This window comes from Algoriphagus sp., assembly GCF_029254265.1.
GTDB lineage: Bacteria > Bacteroidota > Bacteroidia > Cytophagales > Cyclobacteriaceae > Algoriphagus.
On record NZ_JAQWXX010000077.1, the window covers coordinates 1 to 23656 of the forward strand.

At 39.4% G+C, this 23656-nt stretch carries 17 protein-coding genes; 15 read left to right on the forward strand and 2 right to left on the reverse strand.

Translation table 11 applies throughout. The features are described from left to right. Nucleotides 1–126 precede the first annotated feature (126 nt). From P8O16_RS11460 to P8O16_RS11485, 6 genes are all read left to right on the forward strand, one after another. Nucleotides 127–1149 carry a hypothetical protein gene (locus P8O16_RS11460; RefSeq protein WP_300314819.1) on the forward strand — a complete coding sequence of 341 codons (1023 nt, stop codon included), beginning with the start codon at nucleotides 127–129 and terminating at the stop codon, nucleotides 1147–1149. A 95-nt stretch (nucleotides 1150–1244) separates the two neighbouring features. After that, entirely contained in the window at nucleotides 1245–3788 is a 2544-nt protein-coding gene (gene gyrA / locus P8O16_RS11465; RefSeq protein ID WP_300314822.1) for a DNA gyrase subunit A, read from the forward strand. A gap of 22 nt (nucleotides 3789–3810) precedes the next feature. Continuing rightward, nucleotides 3811–5025, forward strand: coding sequence for a tetratricopeptide repeat protein (locus tag P8O16_RS11470; RefSeq protein ID WP_300314825.1), 1215 nt, complete (start codon nucleotides 3811–3813; stop codon nucleotides 5023–5025). 129 nt (nucleotides 5026–5154) lie between these two features. Next, entirely contained in the window at nucleotides 5155–6294 is a 1140-nt protein-coding gene (locus P8O16_RS11475; RefSeq protein WP_300314828.1) for an acyloxyacyl hydrolase, read from the forward strand. A 74-nt stretch (nucleotides 6295–6368) separates the two neighbouring features. Continuing rightward, nucleotides 6369–8831 carry a PIG-L family deacetylase gene (locus P8O16_RS11480; protein WP_300314832.1) on the forward strand — a complete coding sequence of 821 codons (2463 nt, stop codon included), beginning with the start codon at nucleotides 6369–6371 and terminating at the stop codon, nucleotides 8829–8831. A 103-nt stretch (nucleotides 8832–8934) separates the two neighbouring features. After that, nucleotides 8935–10638, forward strand: coding sequence for a sodium:solute symporter (locus P8O16_RS11485; protein ID WP_300314834.1), 1704 nt, complete (start codon nucleotides 8935–8937; stop codon nucleotides 10636–10638). A 184-nt stretch (nucleotides 10639–10822) separates the two neighbouring features. Here the strand turns inward: P8O16_RS11485 and P8O16_RS11490 are convergent, their stop codons facing one another. Then, the gene (locus P8O16_RS11490) at nucleotides 10823–11671 is read right to left on the reverse strand and encodes a DUF2911 domain-containing protein (RefSeq protein WP_300314836.1); all 849 of its coding nucleotides are present in this window, start codon (nucleotides 11669–11671) and stop codon (nucleotides 10823–10825) included. A gap of 188 nt (nucleotides 11672–11859) precedes the next feature. Between P8O16_RS11490 and P8O16_RS11495 the strand changes: the two genes are divergently transcribed. Next, the gene (locus P8O16_RS11495) at nucleotides 11860–12780 is read left to right on the forward strand and encodes a glyoxylate/hydroxypyruvate reductase A (protein ID WP_300314839.1); all 921 of its coding nucleotides are present in this window, start codon (nucleotides 11860–11862) and stop codon (nucleotides 12778–12780) included. A gap of 140 nt (nucleotides 12781–12920) precedes the next feature. Continuing rightward, the gene (locus tag P8O16_RS11500; protein ID WP_300314842.1) at nucleotides 12921–13763 is read left to right on the forward strand and encodes a universal stress protein; all 843 of its coding nucleotides are present in this window, start codon (nucleotides 12921–12923) and stop codon (nucleotides 13761–13763) included. 100 nt (nucleotides 13764–13863) lie between these two features. On the opposite strand, the gene P8O16_RS11505 is transcribed toward P8O16_RS11500, so the two are convergent. Then, the gene (locus P8O16_RS11505) at nucleotides 13864–14550 is read right to left on the reverse strand and encodes a tetratricopeptide repeat protein (RefSeq protein ID WP_300314845.1); all 687 of its coding nucleotides are present in this window, start codon (nucleotides 14548–14550) and stop codon (nucleotides 13864–13866) included. 122 nt (nucleotides 14551–14672) lie between these two features. Here P8O16_RS11505 and holA point away from each other — a divergent pair, with 122 nt between their 5' ends. The 7 genes from holA (at nucleotide 14673) to P8O16_RS11540 (ending at nucleotide 23438) form a co-directional block, all read left to right on the forward strand. After that, complete coding sequence (holA, locus tag P8O16_RS11510) at nucleotides 14673–15701, forward strand: DNA polymerase III subunit delta (RefSeq protein ID WP_300314846.1); 1029 nt, start codon at nucleotides 14673–14675, stop codon at nucleotides 15699–15701. A gap of 114 nt (nucleotides 15702–15815) precedes the next feature. Next, the gene (locus P8O16_RS11515; RefSeq protein WP_300314848.1) at nucleotides 15816–18803 is read left to right on the forward strand and encodes a tetratricopeptide repeat protein; all 2988 of its coding nucleotides are present in this window, start codon (nucleotides 15816–15818) and stop codon (nucleotides 18801–18803) included. A gap of 3 nt (nucleotides 18804–18806) precedes the next feature. After that, a complete protein-coding gene (locus P8O16_RS11520) occupies nucleotides 18807–20528 on the forward strand; it encodes a TonB-dependent receptor (protein ID WP_300314851.1) in 1722 nt (573 codons plus the stop codon). A 67-nt stretch (nucleotides 20529–20595) separates the two neighbouring features. Then, the gene (locus tag P8O16_RS11525; protein ID WP_300314854.1) at nucleotides 20596–21396 is read left to right on the forward strand and encodes an SPOR domain-containing protein; all 801 of its coding nucleotides are present in this window, start codon (nucleotides 20596–20598) and stop codon (nucleotides 21394–21396) included. 1 nt (nucleotide 21397) lies between these two features. Then, a complete protein-coding gene (locus tag P8O16_RS11530; protein WP_075351028.1) occupies nucleotides 21398–22087 on the forward strand; it encodes a MotA/TolQ/ExbB proton channel family protein in 690 nt (229 codons plus the stop codon). A gap of 1 nt (nucleotide 22088) precedes the next feature. Next, the gene (locus P8O16_RS11535; RefSeq protein ID WP_075351027.1) at nucleotides 22089–22478 is read left to right on the forward strand and encodes a biopolymer transporter ExbD; all 390 of its coding nucleotides are present in this window, start codon (nucleotides 22089–22091) and stop codon (nucleotides 22476–22478) included. 3 nt (nucleotides 22479–22481) lie between these two features. Next, nucleotides 22482–23438 carry an energy transducer TonB gene (locus tag P8O16_RS11540; protein ID WP_300314861.1) on the forward strand — a complete coding sequence of 319 codons (957 nt, stop codon included), beginning with the start codon at nucleotides 22482–22484 and terminating at the stop codon, nucleotides 23436–23438. The last annotated feature ends 218 nt before the right edge of the window (nucleotides 23439–23656 follow it).

The window sequence follows — 23656 nt, forward strand, 5'->3', positions numbered from 1 at the left end:
TGGTCAAAACCGTTTATTTTGACCTAATTTAGTACCCGTTAAGATCGCAAGAAAGCGATTGTCACTGGCTGTCACTTCTAACTTATTTGGCTACTGGCATCTTTGCGGATATACATATAGAAAAATATGACTGCTAAAAAAATATACACCAGTGTTCTTTTTTTATTTATCATTTTGGTAGCTCAGGCTCAAGAGGAAGATATTTTTGGAATCTCTAATAAAGCGAAGAATCCAAAAAGCGAATCTGGAATAGGAAATGCAGCTCGAAATATAGTGGAGATGTTTGCGATTGAGCTTTCCACTGGAGCAGGTTATCATCAATTTGGAACAAGTTTTTACTCAGAAAACCCATCACTTTATCCATTGAATCAAATTCAGAATTTTGATACTCCTTTGGAAATTACTGAGGAAAGTCCCTTGAAAATGAAAGGTGAAGATTGGACGTTTCCACTTTTCAATGCAGGTGTTAGAATCAATCTTTTTAATCTATTAACTATAGGTGGAGGTTATGGACAAGAGTGGGGAAATTATCAAAATATGACTGGAGGGGATTTTGAATTTCCTTTTGAGGGTAGTTCATATCAAATAAGCAAACTTTATGGGACGGTTGGTTTAGTGCTTTATGATGCTAATCGAAGAAGAAGTTTTTTAAAGTGGAAGTATAGAAGATATGCGTCTTCGAATTTTTATATGCAGTCAGAAATGAAGCAACGAGCAAAACAAATTTACCCTTGGAGATTTATTTTGGAAGGAGAATTTGGTCAATTAAACTTAAAAAATTCATACGATCCTGCTTTAGATATTCCCAATCAAGCCCCATACACTCCAAGGTTAGCTGTGGCGGATGAGCCATACTATGGATTGGCTTTGCGGATTGAAAGGGATTTTTCAGAGTATACTAAGCTTTTTATAAAAGGAGGAGCTGAGTTTAGGAAATTCACCTATGCCGCATCCGACTTCTCTGAATTTCAAAACGTTGACCAGACGCTCTACGCTATGCAAGTTGGGTTTGCTATTCGTATGCCTGGCACTAAGCGATGCAAGATTGCCGGCTGTGGGGTAGTGATGAAACATTCCCATAATGGGATAGAGGTGAGAGGAAGTTCAATTTTCCGACTTCAGAATCGAAAAATCGGCCAATGGTATTAAGATCTTCAATCCGTTTTTAGTGATTTGATTCTCTTTTCAAAACCAGTCTGTTTTTACTATCTTGCAGCCTTAATCATCCCCGTGAATAGCATTATATGGCTCAAGGAGAAAACGAGAATATTATTCCAATCAATATTGAAGACGAAATGCGTGGAGCCTACATCGATTATTCGATGTCGGTTATTGTTTCAAGAGCGCTTCCGGATGTCCGAGACGGACTCAAACCAGTTCACCGCAGAATCCTATTTGGAATGCAAGAATTGGGAGTATTACATAACAAACCCTATAAAAAGTCGGCCAGAATAGTCGGTGAAGTTCTTGGTAAGTATCACCCACATGGTGACTCGGCCGTTTACGACACGATGGTTCGTATGGCGCAGCCATGGTCACTCAGGTATCCTTTGGTGGATGGGCAGGGTAACTTTGGATCAGTCGATGGAGATAATCCTGCAGCGATGCGTTATACCGAAGCCAGACTAAAGCGAATTGCTGAAGAGCTTTTGGTTGATATCAATAAAGAAACTGTTGATTTCCAATTTAATTTTGATGACTCTTTAAAAGAGCCAGTAGTTTTACCAGCTAAAGTGCCTGCTTTACTCTTGAATGGAGCTTCTGGTATCGCAGTAGGAATGGCTACTAACATGGCTCCCCATAATCTTGGTGAGGTAATTAATGGAATCATAGCCTATATAGAAAATAGAGATATTACCATCCCAGAGTTGATGGAACATATCGTCGCTCCAGATTTCCCAACAGGTGGTATCATATATGGTTATAATGGTGTAAAAGCTGCTTTCGAAACTGGTCGCGGTAGAGTTGTCATTCGAGGAAAAGCAAACATCGAAACCAAAGATGGTGGAAATAAGGAGATGATTGTTATCACTGAAATTCCATACATGGTCAACAAAGCCAACATGGTCGAAAAGACTGCGCAGTTGATTAATGAAAAAAAGATAGAAGGAATTTCCGCTATTCGTGACGAATCGGATCGATCGGGAATGCGAGTGGTTTATGAACTGAAGCGTGATGCAATATCAAGTGTGGTTCTGAATAACCTTTATAAGCATACTGCCCTTCAAACTTCTTTCTCAGTGAATAATGTAGCTTTGGTAAAAGGCAGACCTTATACACTCAACCTAAAGGATCTGATTGTTCACTACGTCAGCCATAGACATGAGGTGGTTGTCCGAAGGACTGAATATGAACTGAAGGAAGCTGAAAAGAGAGCTCATATTTTACAGGGGTATCTGATTGCATTAGATCATTTGGACGAGGTAATTTCTTTAATCAGAAGTTCTGCTGATCCAGAAACTGCCAGAAACGGATTGATTGAGCGATTTGAACTTAGCGAAATCCAAGCAAGAGCGATTCTCGACATGAGATTACAGCGATTGACTGGAATGGAGCGTGACAAAATCATTCAGGAGTTTAAAGAAATAATGGCTTTAATCGACGAATTGAAAGAAATTCTGGCAAGCGAAGAGAAACGAATGGAGATCATTAAGACTGAACTCACCGAAATGAGAGATCGGTACGCAGATGATCGAAGAACTGAAATCGAGCATAATGCAGAAGATTTCAGCTACGAGGATATGATTCCAAATGAAGAGGTGGTAATTACCGTTTCTAACGAAGGATATGTGAAGCGTACAGCTTTAACTGAATACAAAACTCAAGGTAGAGGAGGAGTTGGTTCGAAAGGAGTAAGTACCAAGCAAGATGATTTTACTGAGTATTTATTTACTGCTTCTACTCACAATTACCTTTTAATTTTCACAGATAAGGGCAAATTATTCTGGCTGAAAACTTATGCAATTCCAGAAGGAGGAAAAACTTCCAAAGGAAGACCAATTCAAAACCTGATTAGTATAGAGCAGGAAGACCGAATCAGGGCAATTATTCAGGTAGAAAATTTCAATGATGTGGACTATTTGAATAATCACTTCTTGGTAATGGTTACTAAGCAGGGAATTATCAAAAAGACTACGCTTGAGCAATATAGTAGGCCTCGAACCAATGGTATCATCGCATTGAATATTCGTGAAGATGATCAGTTAGTTAACGTCAGTATGACAAATGGGGATCAGCATATTGTTATAGCAGCTAAATCCGGTAGAGCGATCCACTTCCATGAATCTGCTGTAAGGCCGATGGGAAGAACTGCAACTGGTGTAAAAGCAATTAAGTTAAATGATGATAACGACTATGTGATTGGCATGGTATGTGCATCTGAAGAAAATGCAACCCTACTAGTAGTATCAGAAAAAGGATATGGTAAGCGTTCCAACCTCGATGAATATCGAATCACCAACAGAGGAGGGAAAGGTGTAAAAGCAATGAGTGTCACTGAGAAGACCGGTAAACTTGTAGCAATTAAAGAAGTGATTGATTCAGACGATTTGATGATCATCAATAAGTCAGGAATCACAATCAGAATGGCTGTAGATACCCTTCGTGTGATGGGTAGAGCAACACAAGGAGTTCGACTTATTAAAATTGGAGAAAATGATGAGATATCATCAGTAGCAAAAATATCCAAGGAAGAGGAGGAAGAAGTTATCGATGAAGAGATCATAGATCAAAACAGCGAGGAAAGTACTGAATCTTCAGATGACCAACCAATAGAAACAAACGAATAACCAAAAAAGATAAATCTAAAAAATGAAGAAGCTAATTCTATCAATGGCCTTGATCGGTGCAACGACTCTGGCTTTTGGACAAAAAAAAGTGGTTCGATCTGCTGAGAAGAACTTCAAATCAGGAGACTTGGCCGCTGCTATGAGCGATATTGAAGCAGCAACTGCTGATCCTGAGACAAGTTCAGACCCTGCAACTTACCTTTTGAAAGCAAAAATCCAAACCAAGATGTTTGGCTCTGATTCCACGAATACTGAGAAAACTCTTGAAGTGGGAAAAGCTGCTCTAGGAACTTATTTGGAAGCATTTGAAATGGCAGGATCCGATAAAACATCTGGAGTAGGCGAAGAAGTTTATGAAGCCGACCTGATTGGCGTTCCTGATAACTTGAGACCATACTCTATCGAAACTTTGAAAAATACCGCTTTTGATAAAGCGATAGATCGATACAATGAGAATGATCTTGAAATGGCTTATAGCTTTTTTGATCTTGCTGGAGAAGTTGATTTGACAGATACAACAATTCATTATAATGCAGGCTATTTGGCCAATGATTTAGGAATGTATGAGGAAGCGAAGCGTCACTACAAATACCTTCTTGATATTGATGGATATAATAAGCTTAATGCTTACTATTCTCTGGTGCAAATCCAAAGTGGACAGGATAAAGATCCAGAAGCAGCTTATGAAACTATAATGGCTGGTAGAAAAGATTATCCTGAAGACAAAATTCTTGCAGAATATGAAATTCAATTATTACTTCAATTGAATAAAATGGATGAGGCGATGGCTCAAATTCAGGAAGCTTTGAAGAACGATCCTAACAATGCCTCAATTCTTTTGAGATCAGGTTATTTGAAAGAGCAGTCTGGAGACATCGAGGGCGGTTTGGCTGACTACAAAAAAGCAGTTGAAGTTGATCCGGATTATTTCGAAGGAAATTATTTCACAGGAGTGCTTTTATTGGAAGAGTCAGTTAAGTTGCTAAACACGTTGAACGATCTTTCAGATGCTGAATGGGAAGTACAATCGCCTATAGTTGGAAAGAAAGCAGATGAAAATTATAAAGAAGCTATAAAGTATTTTGAGAAGGCATTGGAAATTAGACCTGACAATACTGAAATCATGGCTATCCTTTTCCAGATCAATACACGTTTGAAAAATACGGCAGAAGCTGAAAAATATAACAAGAAACTTATTGAACTTAAAGGTCCAAACTGGATGGAAGACGGAGAGTAATCTTCATTTTTAATAAATAAAGAAAGCCGCTTATGAAGCGGCTTTCTTTATTTTACACCCATTTTATGTTTAATTATTAAGTCTTCTTCTTAGCTTTTTCTATTTTTACAAGAACCTAGAAAGTAATCCATGTATCGCTGTAGAGTTTGTTTTATTATATCTCTTTTTTTAGCATGCCTCAGTTTAAATGCAAATGCACAGGCGAAATTTCAAAAATCACTTAGTGTTTCCTTCGAAACAGGCCCTTTGATTAGTAATGGTAAAGTTTGGGCAGACGAGATTAAGAATAGTGTAGCTTACCGAGGAATTGATGTCCGTTTGGGATGGAGAAACCTCTCTAATAATTACGTAAATCATCTTCATCGTTATCCCACCTTTGGATTGGGGTTTACTTCCTCAGTTTATTATTTCCCTGAAATTGGCCGCTCTCAAGCTTTTTACGGCTTTTTTGAAATACCTTTTTCCCACAAAGGAAACCAGAAGAAATTTCAAATGGGATATTTTTTACAAATCGGAATTGGATATAATCTGAATCCATACGATTCAATTTCCAATCCACTAAATCAATACATAGGGTCTAACCTGAATGCATTTATCCATTTTGGAATTAAGGCGGATTATCGCATAAGTGATCGAGTGCAATTCTTTGCCTCAGGCGGATTAAAGCATTATTCAAATGGTTCTACGAAAAAACCAAATGCCGGGATTAATCTAGCTCCGGTAGCCATTGGTATCCGAACTAATTTTGGTGAAATCCAAAAAATCCCATCGGAGACACCATTTTATCCGGATCTGGAAAAAAGAGGATTTTGGAATTTTGCACTATATACTGGTTTTAAAAATTACGATATCGGAAAATCAGCCTATTTCAGGGGGGGATTAGGTTTCAATTATTTATGGGAACTTAATTATAAATTCAGAATAGGACTTGGTACAGACCTTTTTTATGCATCTGGCATGGCCGACCGTTTTCCAGAAGGTGATTTCAACTTCAAGGACAAAACTTCAGTTGCTATCGTTGCTTCAGGAGAATGGAAATTGACTGATAAGCTATTTATGCCAATGGGGGTGGGTATTTATCTTTATCGTAATGAAGCCAACCAAGAGGTTTCCGGCTTTTATGAGCGAATAGGATTCCGATATCGGTTTATGGATCAGTTTTCTGCTGGCCTCCAAATAAAAGCACATAAAGCAAAGGCGGATTTTTTTGAATTTACTCTAGGCTATACCATCCCTGGAAAAGTAAAATACACTACCTCAAAAAGGTAAGTAATCCATTAATCAAATTATATTTTTTTTTACTGGATGCAAATCCTAGCTTGCCTCTTAATTTTGGCCCATTTATGACTAAAAATATTAAATTTCTAAGCTTTCTTACAGGCTGCTTTCTCTTAGTAAACTTCTTTTCATTCAGCCAATCTATTCCTTCTTCGGAGCTTTATCACAAGCTTTTGAGACTTCAAGAGACGAAGAGGGTTCTATATGTCGCGGCACACCCAGATGACGAAAATACCAGATTAATTGCTTACCTCTCAAATGGCCTTCATAGCGAAGTAGCCTATTTGAGCCTTACGCGAGGTGATGGGGGGCAAAATCTAATTGGAAAAGAATTGGGAATCGGTTTGGGTCAAATCCGTACTCAGGAATTACTTAAAGCCAGGGAAACCGATGGCGGTAGGCAGTATTTTACCCGTGCGAAGGATTTTGGCTATTCCAAAAACCCTGATGAAACACTACAAAACTGGGACAGGGAAAAAGTATTGAGTGATGTGGTTTGGGTGATTCGGAAGTTTCAGCCAGATATTATTATTACCAGATTCAATACAATTCCAGGCGTAACTCACGGGCATCACACAACTTCAGCGATTTTAGCGGGAGAGGCCTTTGATTTGGCGGGAGACCCTAAAGCTTTTCCAGATCAATTGAACAATGTCAATACCTGGCAGCCAAAGCGGATTTTTTGGAATTCGTACAATTTCGGAGGTGAGTTTAAGGAAGATCCTGATGAAGTTTATGACGTTTTTGAAACCGGTGAATTCAATCCGCTTTTGGGTGAAACTTATAGTCAAATTGCTGCGGATAGCCGTACGATGCATAAGTCACAGGGATTTGGAGCTACGGCCGGAATCGGTGCAGCAGTGGATCATATTCAATTTATTAAAGGAGAGCCGTTTCAAAATTCTGCCTTTGATGGAGTAAAAGATCGATGGTCGGAAGTAGAAGGTGGGAAGGAAATTGAAGCAATGATTCAAAGTTTAATTGAAAAATTCAATTTTATAAACCCAGTAATTAATCTGAAATCGCTGATGCAGATCAGATCTGAACTTTTATCACTCAATTCCAAAGCTGTCTGGATTATTGAAAAAATACAGAAAATCGACGAGTTGATTTATGAAGTGTTAGGGTTGGAAATAGAATTTGTAACCAAGCAAGAGCTAGGATTTTCGGGGGAACAAATAAATGCAACCCTGCTGGTAAATAACCCTTCCCCTGTTTTGCTGACGGATATTTCGCTTCAGCTTTATGATACCTATTACACCGCTTCAAACAAGGCGGCCTCGAATAATGAACCTATTCAGATTCCTGTTGAATTTCAATTAGCTGAATCTACTCCCTTATCGCAGCCGTATTGGTTAGTTAATCCCAGTGAAGAGGCCATCTATGATGTGCGAGATCAAACGATGATCGGCAAGCCATTCAATGATTTGGAAATTGGAGGAGATTTGAATTTTAAGATTGATGGACAGGAATTCAAAACAGCAATTCCCCTTGTCTTTAAATACAACGATCAGGTTGATGGAGAGATTAAACAACCATTTACAATCGTACCTGAAGTCGATTTGACACTATCCAAAGAGACTGTTTTTCTTATTCCAGGATCAGATCCAAAGTTGAAAGTGACAGTTCATTTCAAAAACCAACTTATCGATGGGGGACTGGATTTTATAAATCTTCCAGCAGATAAATATAAGATTCTGACGATTACGGATAATGCGTTTCTGAAAGAGCGAGTATATGAGGTAGAGTTTGTTCCCAATGGAAATGGAGTAAAAGAAATCACCGCTCGATATGTGACAAGCCAAGGAAAAACTTTTGATCAAATCACCAATAGAATTCTATACAAGCACATTCCAAATTTAACCTATTTCCAGCCTGCTAAGATTCGTCTGATCCAGGAGGATTGGAAAGTTTCAGGAGCGAAAGTGGGTTATATTCCAGGCGCTGGTGACGATATTCCAGGGGTTTTGACTTCGCTAGGTTATCAGGTAGAGGAGATTGGGGAAGCGGACTATTCTGTAGAAAAGCTCAGTCAATACAAAGCTATTGTGGTAGGTATTCGCGCCTACAATACGAATGAAACATTAGCTTCCAACCAGCAAGTACTGATGGGTTATGTAAGGTCAGGAGGTAATCTGGTGGTTCAATACAATACCAGTTCACCTTTGCTTACGAATCAACTTGGACCTTATCCATTTACGCTCAGTAGAACCAGAGTAGCCGTGCAAGAAGCTCCAATCAAATCTAATTGGGATTCTCCGGTTCTGACTACTCCTAATAAGATTGAAGAGTCGGATTATGAAGGATGGGTTCAGGAGCGAGGGCTATACTTTGTAGGGCAAATGGATGAGAAATATCAAACTCCATTTACCATGAATGATCCTGAAGAAGATCCTAGCAATGGTGCGCTGATTTATGCCAAATACGGTGAAGGCACTTATACCTATACAGGAATTTCATTTTTCAGGCAATTACCGGCAGGAGTTCCCGGAGCGATTAAATTATTCATCAATCTGATTGAGCAATAATCATGGAGGAAAAACAAATTCGCTGGAAGTATTTCTATATAGGTTTATTACTGACTTTGGTCATTTTGATTACCTTGTTTTATTGGCTTAAAGTAGCGTATTCATGAGCAATTTAGATTGGATTGTACTATTTGGTACACTCATTACTATTGCGGCTTATGGAGTATATAAGACTTACGGGCCGAAAGATCTAGATTCTTATCTCCGGGGAAAAAACTCAATGAATTGGTGGACGATCGGTTTGTCTATCATGGCGACCCAAGCCTCCGCTATTACTTTTTTGAGTACCCCTGGTCAAGCCTATGAGGATGGAATGCGATTCATTCAGTTCTATTTTGGACTGCCCTTGGCAATGATTATCATTTCAGTCAGTTTTATTCCGATTTACTATAAGCTCAAGGTTTACACCGCGTACGAGTTTCTCGAAAATCGATTTGATCTAAAAACACGAACACTGGCGGCATTACTTTTTATCACTCAGCGAGGCCTAGCGGCTGGGATTACGATTTATGCGCCAGCTATTATTCTATCTACATTATTGGGATGGAATCTCACACTGACGAATATTGTCATAGGAGCCGTAGTAATTATTTACACCGTTTCCGGGGGTACCGAGGCTGTTTCGATTACGCAAAAGCAACAAATGGCAGTGATGATGGGAGGGATGATTCTAGCTGGGATTATTGTGATCCAAATGCTTCCGATCTCTTTTCAGGAGGCACTCCACGTAGCAGGGAAAATGGATAAACTCAACATCGTGAATTTTGAGTTTGACCTCGCCGACCGATACAATGTCTGGTCAGGAATGACAGCTGCAGTATTTTTGTTTCTTTCTTATTTCGGTACTGATCAAAGCCAAGTACAGCGCTACCTCTCTGGTCAGACGCTCGCACAAAGTCGGATGGGATTGATTATGAATGGATTTCTGAAAATCCCCATGCAGTTTGTGATCCTATTTATCGGAGTGATGGTCTTTGTGTTTTACCAGTTCTTTTTACCTCCTGTGGTATTCAATAAAGTGCAGACAGATAATTTACGCCAAAGTGAATATGCAGGTGAATTTGAAGACTTAGAAAAGAAATACGAAGCGAATTTTGAATCAAGTAAAAATTCCTATTTGGAGCTTTTGGATGCCATAGATGAAAAAGATGAATCAAGAGAATCTAGGTTGCAAGAACAAATTAAATCCCTGAAGTCTGAGCAAAATGAAATCCGTGACGAAGTGAAATCACTGATTGTGGCAAACGATCCCGTCGCAGAAACCCGAGATACAGATTACGTTTTTATGCGTTTTGTGATGGATAACCTTCCAGAGGGAATCATCGGATTATTGTTTGCCGTGATTTTTTCAGCGGCGATGTCTTCTACCGCCTCTGAGTTGAATGCCTTGGGCTCAACTACTACTGTGGATTTATATAAACGATCCATCAAAAAAGATGGGAATGATCATCATTATTTGCTTTCCTCAAAATTATTTACTGCATTCTGGGGACTTGGGGCAATTCTCTTTGCGACATATGCTTCGCTTTTCGAAAACCTTATTCAAGCTGTAAATCTTCTCGGATCCCTATTTTACGGTACAATATTGGGGATTTTTATGGTTGGATTTTTTATAAAATGGGTAAAAGGTAGAGCTGTTTTCATTGCAGCTTTACTTTCCGAGGTCTTAATTCTATTTATTCATTTTAGAAATGGAATTGGGCTTTTTGGCTTTGTTTGGGATATAGGATTTCTCTGGTATAATGCGATTGGATGTATTGCTGTGATGCTGATAGGGATGGTTATTCAGAAGTTGAATATTAAATAATCTGGGGAAAAGATTGAGAAATAAATATCCTAACTAGGATTCAAAATAAATCATCTGCCTCATTTACGCGACTTCTCCATTGTAAATCAAAAAAGGTCTGTGCTTGCACAGACCTTTTTTGATCAAAATTAAAACCCGATTATGCAGTAAATCTTCAAATACACAATTGGGATATCAAATAAGATTATTTCAACGATTTTATTAAACGCTCATTCAAGCCGATATAGTCTGGATTGCCTGCTTCTTTAGCCATTTTCATAGATTGGTTTGCAGATTCAATTGCTTCTGACTTCATTCCAAGAGTAGCTTCAATTTTAGCTTTCAAATGCATGGTCCAATATTTACTGTCACTTTCCACGGATTGACTAATCCAACGATAAGCTTGTTGCATGTCCTTCTGATTAGTGTAGTAGTAATTGGCAGCGGAGTATAGTAAACCTGGGTTGTCTGTTTCTGCATCAATGACCAATTCTTTGATTTGTGCCATCACGATCGGATCTACATCTGTTTCGATACGGAAATTTACCCGAGTATTTTCCCACTTGATCGAAAGATCTGCACCCGTATCGGTCATATCTGCGAAAGTGATTTCCATGGTCTCATACTTTCTGCTCAGTTTCGCAGGAGTGGCTTTGAAACGCATCAAGTCTTCTTCAGCATTGTAACCAATCGCTCCCCAAAGTTTTGTGTTTTTGGATAAGATAATAGTCCATTCTGATTTTTCAGGAATAGCATATAAAGCATATTGACCTGCCGGTACATTTTTTCCATCGATTATCACATCTGTGGAAAAGGTCAGAACTGTTGCTCCATTGGCACCTGTTCTCCATACTTGACCAAAGGGTACTAGCTCCCCAAAGATTTTTCTTCCTTTTGTACTTGGTCTGCTGTAGTCCACTGTGACATCCGTCAGACCCACTTTCTGTGCGATTTTAGCTGATGGTGAGGCTTGTGGCATTTGGATTTGCTGCGCGAATGCGGCCATTCCAAAAATAAGAAAAGCCAAAATTAGAAATCCTGATTTTTGTTTCATTTGATAGATAAATATGCTGTTTGAATTAATTGTTAATTTTTAGATAATGAAGATTATTTCAAAATCGCCTGCAATTTGGGATATTTTAATGCATTTTTACAGTAGAAATTGGCTTTTTTAATCAAAGGATAGAAGTGAAATCCTGATTTTTCATTCAACTTTGATTCTAAATATATTTTTATAATAACATGAGTTTAGCGATAATCAGTCCTGGCAAGAATCCTAATGCTTGGATTAAAGTAATTAATCAATTGAATCCAGATTTGAAGATTCAGGTCTATCCCGACATATCAGATCCTGAAAAAGTGGAAGTTGCTTTTCTGTGGCAACATCCTGAAGGCTTACTTTCCAGTTTTCCCAATCTTAAATTAATCAGTTCCATGGGAGCTGGTGTGGATCATATCCTTCGTGACAAATCGATTTCTAAGGATATTCCTATTGTGAGGATCGTAGATGAGAAATTGACTTGGTCTATGACTAATTATGTGATAATGGCTGTATTGAATTTTCATCGTCAGATTACACGATATCAGGCGGACCAAAAGCGGAAAGTTTGGGATATGAGTAATCCTGAGATTGAGGTCAAAGTAGGATTGATGGGAGTTGGAGCATTGGGCTCAGATGTACTGGAAAAGCTCTCAATGATGGATATTCCTGTTTTTGGATATGGATTTTCAGAAAAAGAGGATTTCAAACATCCATATTTTTCGAAAAATCAATTGGATCAATTTCTCAAGGAAATCAATGTGTTGGTTTGTCTGCTTCCGCTAACAAAGGAGACAGAAAATATTCTCAATCTTGATCTTTTTAAAAAATGTAATCCTGGAACTTATCTTATTAATGTGGCAAGAGGAAAGCATTTGATTGACGAAGATCTGATTACTGCATTCGAAAAGGGATACCTTTCCGGTGCTATGTTGGATGTGTACCGGGAAGAACCATTGCCCAAGGATCATCCGTTTTGGGAAGAAGTTAGGATAAGTATGACTCCGCATATTGCAAGCGTAACCAATCCGCGGGCGGCTGCACCTCAACTAATCGAAAACATTGAGCGGATTAAATCAAACAGGGAGCTATTAAATCTCGTAGATCGAAATAAAGGTTACTAAAATGATATGAAATCAAACATGATTAGGACGGTAAATACTGATAGAACAGTAAGCACCGGAATAATTATCCGAAATGCGAGATTCTCCCGAAACGAGTTTTGGACAGGCTATATGACCATTGAAAATCAAATAATAATCATATGAAAACTGCTTTCACTATTCTTTGTCCTACTGATTTTTCCGAGTGTTCGCTGAACGCGATCGAATATGCTGCAAAGCTTGGTGAAAAATATAAGGCGGATTTGATATTGTTTCACGTGCTCAATAAAACAGATTATGCCAAGCTTTCTCCTTCGGATTATTTAGGTATAAATCAACGAGCATTTGTAGAAGAGAAGCTTCAGAATCTCCAGAAAGCTGTTCGGGTAGAGAGTCTTGAAAAGGGATTAAATAGCTGTAGCTATCATTTTATAGAAGGAAAGATCGTAAATGAAACGGTCAGCTTCTCCAAAGAAATCAAAGCTGATCTGATTGTCATTGGGACTGAAGGTATGAATGAACTTCGTGAAAATATCATTGGTTCACGGGCCAGTCGCATCGTTGAGTCTACCGACCGGGATGTGCTTGTGGTGCCAAGAAGGGTGTTTTTTAAGCCTCCGAGAAAGTTGGTCTATGCAACAGATTATATGGAGGAGGATAAGTTGGCGATTCAGAAAATTGTTGAAATGGCCCGTTTCTTTGATTCGGAAATTGATATGGTACATATCAGTTCTACTCAGAAGGCAATTGATAAATCCCTTCACCTTGTTACCATTGAGGAAATTCAGCCATTTATCAAATACGATAAAGTCAATTTTGTATTGAAATCCTTTCGTAATGATTTGGCTTTAGGATTGGAGAATTATTTGAATGTGGCCAAGGGAGATATATTGATCACACTGAGTAAAAAGAAGAGTTTTTTCGATAAGATTTTTTCAAACAACCTCTCAAAAAAAATGGCCTATTTTATCAATAAGCCACTTTGGGTGATTAAGACATTTTAATCCTAAATATGTAATAATACTTCATTGTGAATTCTATCTAAGAATCTGGATTTATAACTTCACTTAAATTCATTAGGAAATGTAGCCGTCTTGTAAAGGGTTACTTTTTCTTACCCGAGAAAAGATTTTTCAGATAAGTCGAAAACTCTTTTTGAGTTTTTGGATTGCTTGCAACCGATTTTAGAATTTGGACAAAATGTGAAAAGGTCATTTTCTTTTCAGCCTCTTCAGTCGATTCGATTTCAACTTCTTTTTTTGGAATTGAAGGCATAGGCTCAGGAGCTTTATACCCTACAAGATCATCTGCTTTTTTGAAGCTTTTTTTGGCTCGGGCTTGATAGCCAACTTTCTCTTCGACCAGCCCTCGATTATTATAAGCCACGGCATCCTCGGGATCTAGTTCGATGGCTTTATCATAATCCGAAATTGCACCTTCCAAATCCCCAATCCGATCTTTGAAATAAGCCCTGCTGCTGTAGCGATAAGGGTTTCCAGGGTCCAAATTAGCTGCCCGATCAAATTCTGATAGTGCTTCTTCATTTCGCTTTAGCAAATGGAGTACTACCGCTCGATCACTGATAAAATCGGTATTATAAGGTTCTAATTCGACTATTAAATCAAAATCAGAAATCGCTAATTCCGTCTTCCCTAATCTTGAAAGAACTCTTCCCCGATGCAAATGAAGTTGGGCTTGATTGGGATTAGAGATGATCAAGTCATTAAAAAGAGTTAATGCCTCCTGAAACTTTCCTGCTTTGTAAAATTCTATTGCCTGCTCGAAACTCATCACTGATTTTTTATTTACAAGACAAAATTAACCCCAGAATAGTTTAACAAATAATCTTCTGTAGCTTTTTGCAGGTGAAAGTTTGGGTTTGCTATCTTTAAGGCTGAAGAATCCAGATTTCCATGCCTCATACACCCCAAGCTGTCCTTAAGGACCTGAAAGAGAAAAAGTTTGCTCCGATTTACTTTTTATCCGGCGATGAACCTTTCTTTATCGATCAGATTACCGACTTTATCGAGAAGCATGCGATTGCAGAGCACGAGAAAAGTTTTAATCAGATTATTCTTTATGGAAAAGATGTGACTGTTGGAGCGATTCTCAATAATGCTCGGAAATTCCCCATGATGGCAGAGCGCCAGGTAGTTATTGTCAAAGAAGCACAAAGTATTCTTGATCTGGGAAAAGAAGAAGCCCAGCAATTGCTGATTAGCTATTTGGTCAACCCACTACCCAGTACTATTTTGGTTTTGGCTCATAAGTATAAAAAAATTGATGGTCGCTTAGCTTTAGGCAAAGAAATCGAAAAGCGGACCATCCATGTCAAGTCGGACAAAGTCACGGATTACAACCTTTTGAAATGGATCGAAGGTTACTTCAAAGATTTGGGACACAGTATTGATCCACGTGCCGGACAATTATTAGCGGATTCGATTGGGAATAATCTGGAAGTCCTGGCCAATGAGGTGGGGAAGATGCTGATCAATTTTAAGGAGTCTACCAGATTCACCACAGATGATATTTCCAAATACATTGGGATTAATAAGGACTATAACAATTTTGAGTTTTTGAAAGCCATTGGATTTCGAGATGTACTCAAAGCAAATAAGATCATCCAATACTTTGGGTTAAATTCCAAAGCACACCCAGTAATCCCACTTTTTTCACTGATGTATAATTACTTTTCAAAAATCATGATCATACACCAAGAGCGGAAAAAGGGAGCCAGTGATCAGCAGCTCGCAAGTGTGCTTGGACTACCTCCTTTTGTGGTAAAAGAATATGTGATCGCTGCCAGAAACTACAATTTGGGCAAGGTAATTGATGTATTTGGACACATAAAAGAAGCCGATCTTCGTTATAAAGGAGTTGATTCTGGGGATATGTCTCATGCCGAGATTCTCCGGGAGCTCGTTTACAAGATCTTACATTGATTACCTAAGCCAAACTATGAATCCAGCCATTTTGGAATAATAATAGTGGCTGTGCTCGGTGGTTTTTCCACCTGGGATAGTCTCTTCCAATTGGCTAAAAATGGAGCTAAATCTATGAGATACCCCTTACTGCTCTTATTGAGCATTGGACTTGGTGCTGGGACTTTTGCACAGTCTACCCTTTATCAGACCAGTCCGCAGCAATCGCTGGATCATAATCTGGAGCTTTTTGACAAACATCTTTTTTCAGCGAGTTTGTTTGATAATTCCAGATTGCTCAACCAAAACATCAATTCAGAACAATACAAATCAGCCGATCTCCATCAAGCTATGTCGGCACTTCAGCTCGAAAGCCCTGATGGCCCCGGTCTGATGAAGAGTTACATTCTGGAAAATGGAAATCATCCCTCTGTAGCCACGGCAGGTTTATATCTCGGGGATCATTTTTTTTACAAAAGAAATTATAAGGAAGCACTGGAAGGATATCAGCTGGTTGACGCAACCAAACTTTCGCCAGCTAATCAAGCGGATGTGCTATTCAAACAGGGCTATGCTCACTTTCAGCTAAAAAATTACGGACAAGCTGCTCCATTTTTTGATCAGGCCAAAACGATGAAACAGCCGATCAGTGCGGATGCATACTACTACAGTGGCTTCATCGCGCTAGAAAATGGCAATACCCAAAAAGCCATTTCAGATCTACAGTTGGCGGCGGCTTCTCCTTATTATGCCAATAAAGTTCCTTACCTCTTGGCGGCAATGTATTATCAGCAGGGAAGCTATGAGCAATTAATCTCTTATGCTGAGCCTTTGGTAAGTTCTGGCCAAAACCTGGAGAAAAAAGAAGTCATCTATTTGTACTTGGCGGAAGCATATTATGCCAAGAAGGATTTCCAAAATTCAGCGAAGAATTACGATGCGTTTATCAATTCAAAAAAAGGTGAGCTTTCACGACCAGAAATCTACAAGGCAGGAATTGCTCAATTTGAAATCCAAAACTACCAGCGTGCTACGGATTATCTTAAAGTATCGGCTTCAGCTACAGATGAGTTAGGACAGGCTTCAAGTTATTACTTGGGGCATTCCTATTTGAAAGTTGAGAATTTCCAGTTTGCATCCACTAGTTTCAGCGCAGCTTCCAAAGTTGACTTTAATGCTCAAATCAAAGAAGATGCGCTTTTCAACTTTGCCAAAGTCAATCTGCAGAAAGGTAGTTTTCAGTCAGCTATTTCAGCGCTAGATGAATATTTGGATACTTACCCTTCCGGGAAAAATAAAGTAGAGGCAGAAAACCTGCTATCCGAGGCGCTGGTCAATACTAACGATTACCTACGAGCCATTGAGCAAATGGATAAGCTTTCTACCAAATCTCCACGAATCAGAGCAGCTTATCAGAAAGTGGCATTTAATCAGGGAATTGTTTATTACCGAGATCAAAAGTATAATCCGGCATTAGCCTATTTGGACAAATCTCTTCAATATCCAATTGATCCAAGTATAGCTTTGGAGACACATTTTTGGAAAGGTGAAATTCATTCCTCATCAGGGAATCTGGCCCAGGCCATCAAATCCTATGATGCCGCGGTTGAAATGGGTAAAAAAACTTCCAGTGCCTATTTAACCAAGAGTCTCTATGGCTTAGGATATGCCTATTTTAATTCACAGCAATACGGCAAGGCGGAGCAGGAATTTAAAACCTATACCGACCGTCTCAGAACCAGAGAAAATAAAGAGAATTATGACGATGCGCTTCTCCGGTTGGGAGATTGCTATTATGTGCAGAAAAGATTCTCAGAAGCTGAGGCTGCTTTTCAACGCGCGATTAATGAAAGTAATAAAGGGATTGATTATGCGTACTACCGATTGGCGGTTGTTCAAAATTTTCAATCGAAAAACCAGCAAGCGCTGGGACAGCTTGATGTTTTGATCTCCAGATACCCAAATAGTCTATACATCGAAGATGCACTGTTTCAGCGTGGTCAGATCAATATGGAGGAATCCCAATATCGAACTGCTGCGGTTAGTTTTTCTGATTTGATCAGCACTAAGCCAAACAGCCCATTTGTGCCGTATGCACTGGAAGGACGGGCAGTGGCTAATTTTTCACTGCAAAGCTACGATCAGACCATCGCAGATTACAAAACCATCTTAGATCAATATCCAAATTCAGAAAATTCCGAAACTGCCTTAAAGGGACTTCAGGAAACCTTGGCTTTGCAGGGAAGATCGGCTGAGTTTGCTTCTTATTTGTCAAACTACAAAGGTGCCAATCCCAGCAGCGGTAGTGTACAAACTTTGGAGTACGAAGCTGCAAAAGGGACTTATTTTGATAAAAACTATGCGCAGGCAACACGGCTTTTTGAAAACTACCTAAGAAGCTATCCTGATGCTTCACAGCGATCAGATGTGCTATATTTCTTGGGAGATAGCTATTTCCAACTTGGAGAAAAGGAGCAAGCCCTATCACAATTCAGACTTTTGGAAAAAGAACCGGCTTCCCCGCAGCGGATTCGGGCAATTCAACGAATCGGTGCCATTGAATTGGAAAATGGAAATTTTGCTCAGGCAATTCCATACTTGCAGACTTCGGTGGAGAATGCAAGAAATAAAGTGGAGGAAGCTGAAGCCGTTCAAGGCTTGATGATCGCGTATTTCCAAACCAAGAAATTCATGGAGGCGATATCCCAGGCAGATCGCTTATTGACTTTAGATGGAATTATCCCTGAATCTACTCCCAATGCAATTTTGACTAAGGCAAAATTACAGAAGGAAATGAATCGAAAACCTGAATCAGAAGCAACGCTTTTGGCTTTGGTAAACGAGTATAAGACTGTCCAAGGAGCGGAAGGGCTTTACCTTTTAGCATTAGCCTATCAAGAAAGCGGCGATATCACCAAATCGAATGATGCGATATTTGATTATTCAGGACCTTTTGTGGATTTCGATTATTGGTACGGGATAATGTTTCTTTTGCTTTCGGATAATTATTTGAAAACAGGGGAGGACTTCCAGGCAAAAGCCACACTGGAATCAATCGTAGAGCGATCTACCAATGCAGAAATTAAAGCAATGGCACAATCCAAACTTCAAAACATTAAATAATCCATGAAGAAGCTACTATTTCCAATTCTTTTGGGCGGATCGTTTGGATTACTACCAATGTTGTCTACCGCTCAGACTCAATCGAGAGGTGAGGTTCAAGATCAGGAGTTTGTGATTCGTAAAGACCGTGTATTGACATTGCCGGCACAACCAAGGATTTTCGAGAAGCTCCCGGTACTTCCGCAGCCTAAGGGTTTGGCTGATTTTAATTATATGGTTTCAAGATATAATTTGAATCTTCAGCCTTTACAGCTCGCCGCTACGCCCGCTCAAAAAAATTATCAAGCACCCAAACTGGACTTGTATCCTGGATACATTCGTGCGGGTTACGGGAATTTTGTTTCACCACTTTTGGAGGTGAGATACATGGGGACTCAGGTGGAAGATTTCAATTATTCTGTTCAACTCAATCATCAGAGCTTTGGGCAAGGTCCTGTTTTAGCGGAGCAATCCAAGGAGTCGCATACCAACTTCGGAGTTGATGGGAGTTATTTTGCAGATCTTTTTGAAGTCTATGGAGGTTTGAAATGGAGGCAGGATTCTTACCAATTTTATGGCTTTGATACGACACTAGCTGCCAATAAGGATATTGATCTGACCCAAATTCCCGGGAATGTATTGAATACCGTAGAATTGAAAGCTGGAATTCGGGAAATCGAGAAAGTAGGACCTTTTTATTACGAAGGAGAACTCAGTTTTAGAAATTTCAAAGACAGTTATCTGGCTGTTGAAAATGAATTTGGAATAAAAGGAAGTGGGAAATTTAGGGCAAATGATGACTGGTCCGGAAAAGTGGATTTGGCCTTTTACAGTACCAATCCAGAAGACTTCAACTACGCTCAAACCAGAACCTATTTTGGAATCAAACCCACAGTTTCTTATAACTATGGAGAGTTCAACTTTATGGCGGGACTGAATGTAGTTTCAGAAAATGATTCCATTGCTGATAAATCAAGCAATTTTAGAGTCTTCCCTTTATTGAAAGCTTCTTATCAATTCGCTCCTGAGTTTGGGTTTTACGGTTCCTTCACGGGTGATGTCAACCGAAATACCTACTATAGTTTTGTGATGGAAAATCCTTTCCTGGGTCCGACAAATCAATTATTGAATACGGTCAATAATTACAAAATTCAAGCTGGAATCGAAGGCCAGTTTCAAGAGTCATTCCATTACCGCGCAGGTGTAGACGTGAGCCGATACAATCAACTCTATTTCTTTGTCAATAATTATAGGATTAAAGTCATAGGATTTTCAGATGAGGAACGGTTCAATCTGGTTTATGATGATAAAGTAGCTGTTTTCAATATCAATGCAGAGTTAGGGTTCAAATTTTCTGACGTTTATTCCTTTGGATCTAGATTGGACTTGTACCAATATGATCTGAATCAGCAGGCTGAGCCTTGGCACAGACCAACTTGGGGATTTAGAGTCAATAATCAGGTGACTCCGATAGAGCGGCTAATCGTCCAGGCAAATTTAAATTTCATGGGTGGAATCAAAGCAAGAGGACAATCCTTGGGTATTGAGATAGGAGGCCCAGAGACCTATCAGGTGATCAAACTCAAAACCATAGCAGACCTGCAGCTGAAAGCAGATTATGGCATTACAGAGCGGATTTCTGTTTTTGTCGAAGGCAATAATTTATTCAATGGACAAAATACCCGATGGCTTAATTATCCTGTTCGAGGTATTCAATTGGTGGGTGGAGCTTCCTTTAAATTCTAATGTTTCTGAAATAGTGGTTGGGGTTTCAAGTCAATTCGGTTAGTTTCGTAGGATTCCAAGATATCAAATGAGCAGAAAAGACAATCCTGAAAAAAATTGGTCCGATCCAAAAGACTATGGTCTCCCTTATGTGGAGATCTCGCCTTTGAAATCCGGAGCTCCTGTGGAAAGCAAGGAGCCTGAAGAAACTGAAAAACACAATGTTTCTGAAGAATTAGAAACTATTGTAACACATCAAGTTCCTATAGAGCCAATAATTGTTCCAGTAGCCGAACAAAAAAGCTCTAAACCAATTCAAAATAAACCATCAGAAACTGCCAAAAAGAGTTCTTCCAGTTGGATTTGGGTGGTTTTAGCTATTGCAGTAGGAATCATAATGGTCATTATTTGGCAAATGCAATCTAATGAAAGTGAAACTCCAAAGCTGGTCTCAGAAGGAACCGATAAAATAGCGACCGTAGTAGAAGAAAATCCCATAGATAATAATACAAATACAGGAATCCAAGAGGTTGAAAATCAAGACCCTATTGTAGATTCTACTAATTCCGCACCAGTAACTTTGGAAAAGCCCCAAACTGGTACAACTATTGATTATAAGAAGAAAGGAACTTTGGTTCGGATCGAAGCAAAAGCAGATCGCCCTACTTATTTTATTGTGGTTGGAAGTTTGCCAAATGAAAGACTGGCAATGGAAGAATATCCTCAATACAGCAATAGAGCATCTACTGTTTATTTGATTCTGCCATACGATGATGTCAAAAACTATCGTTTAGCAATTGGTTCTTTTTCAAGCTTTACAAAAGCAAATGAAGAATTAGAACGAATCAAAGGTGACTACACAGAAGCTTTATGGATTTTGAAATACTAATATGATTCTACTTCAAACCCTCTCTGCTGATCCTTTATCAGCAGCAGATAGCCTTTCAATGGGCGCAACAGCGGAAAGCATTGGTTTGCTGGACCTTTTAATTAAAGGTGGCTACATGATGATCCCGCTTTATCTTTTATTTATTCTTGCCATTTTCATCTTCTTTGAGCGGCTGCTGACCTTAAAGAAAGCATCTACAACTTCTTCACATTTGATGGATCAGGTCAAGGTGCTTGTGCAAAGTGGAAACACCGAAAAAGCAAGAATTCTCTGCGCAAGTGAGAATACCCCAGTAGCAAATATGATCGCCAAAGGAATCGAACGAATAGGTTCGCCTTTGAAAAACATTGAGGTGTCGATTGAGAATGTAGGAAAAATCGAAATCTATAAACTCGAAAAAAATCTAAATCTTCTGGCAACTGTATCAGGAGCCGCACCAATGATTGGATTTTTGGGTACAGTGACAGGTATGATTCAGGCCTTTATCGCAGTAGCACAAGAGGAGGGAATGGTTTCTCCGAAATTGCTTTCCACTGGTATTTACGAAGCGATGATCACCACTTCCGCAGGATTGGTAGTAGGTATTTTAGCTTACCTAGGTTACAATTATTTGGTAGCTCAAGTTTCCAAATTGGTACACAATATGGAATACTCTTCGATAGAATTTATCGACTTACTTCAAGATAAATAAGATGGGACTTCAAGCCAAAAACAAAGTAGATCCAGCATTCAGCATGTCCTCCATGACGGACATTATCTTCTTGCTTTTGATCTTCTTCATGCTTACTTCCTCCTTTATCACGCCATCAGGATTGCCGGTAAATTTACCTTCCAGTGAGACTTCAGACATTGTGATGCAGGAAGTGACGGTGACGATTACTAAAGATTTTAAGTATTCGGTGAATGACAAGATCGTTTCTCGGGAACAAATCAAAGCCGAGCTTACTTCCTTGCTGACCGGTAAAAAAGGTCAGGTAGTACTTCATATTGATAAAGAAGTGCCTGTTGAGTATTTAGTCGAGATAGGTGGTATCGCCGCCGGACTCGAAGCCAATGTTTCCATAGCAACAAAACCATACTAAAAAATGCAGTATTGGGATTCAGATAAAATAGAGAGCGAAAGCAAGAAAAAGTCCTGGATAATTACCATTATCCTCAATGTGGCTTTGCTTTTGGCTTTTTACTTCATCGTTGTTTGGAAAGAGCAAATCCCTCCATTGCCGACATTTGGTTTGGAATTGAATTTAGGTTTTACCCCAACTGGTTCGGGAGATCGAAACAGTCCAAATGCACCCTCCGAAGTACAAACTCCAGTGACAGAGGCAGCAGCTCCAGGTGAAATCGCTGAAGCAGTGACTAAGCCTGCCGCTCCTGCACCAAGTCCAAAAACAGAAACTGCGAAACCAAAAACAGCTTCAAAACCAGCCGTCAATCAAGCTGTAACCACTAAGCCTTCCCCGATTAGAGGTGAAGAAAAAGCTACTGAAAACACTAAAAAGCCAGAACCAGTAAAAACTGAGCCTGCCAAGACTGTAACAACTCCTGCAAAGTCCGAAGCTGAAGAGACCGTTCAAAAAGCTCCTGAAAAACCAAAAGTGGATCAGCGGGCAATCTTTGGAGCCGGAGGAACTTCCGGAAAAGGGACAAAACCAGCTTCTGGGGGCGCTCAAGGAACTTCAACAGAAAAAGGTGATGCAGGAGATCCAAAAGGTACGGTGGATGGAAGAGCAATTATGGGCGAAGGTTCAGGAAAAGGAGTTGCATCCGGAGCTGGTTATTCTTTGGATTTAGCAGGATGGGACTTCGCTTCCAAACCTGCAATCAATGATCGTGTATCGACCCGAAATGGTAAGATCGTGTTTAAGATCACTGTGGACGATGCTGGAAAGATTGTTCAGGCAGTGCCCTTAGAGTACAATGTTTCCAATGAAGTCTTGGCTTACTACAGACAAGTAGTTAATCAGATCAATTTCAAAAAACAGGGTGGGGCCGCAGCGGATTTTTCTTCCGGCAAAATCACATTTGTGATTAAGATCGATTGATTTTGTTGAATTAAATTTTTTTTCACCACCAAGAACACAAAGGACACCAAGTTTTTTTAAACCGTATAGGGATCATAGAAAACATAGTTTTTTACGCTACTGGGATAGTTCATTAAACTGTGTCTAGGTTTAAATTTATGTTTCAAAGGACTGGCAGAGGAGGCCGTAGGCCGACGAAGCCAGTCCTTTGAAAACTAGTTTTTCAGAGGTATTCTTTC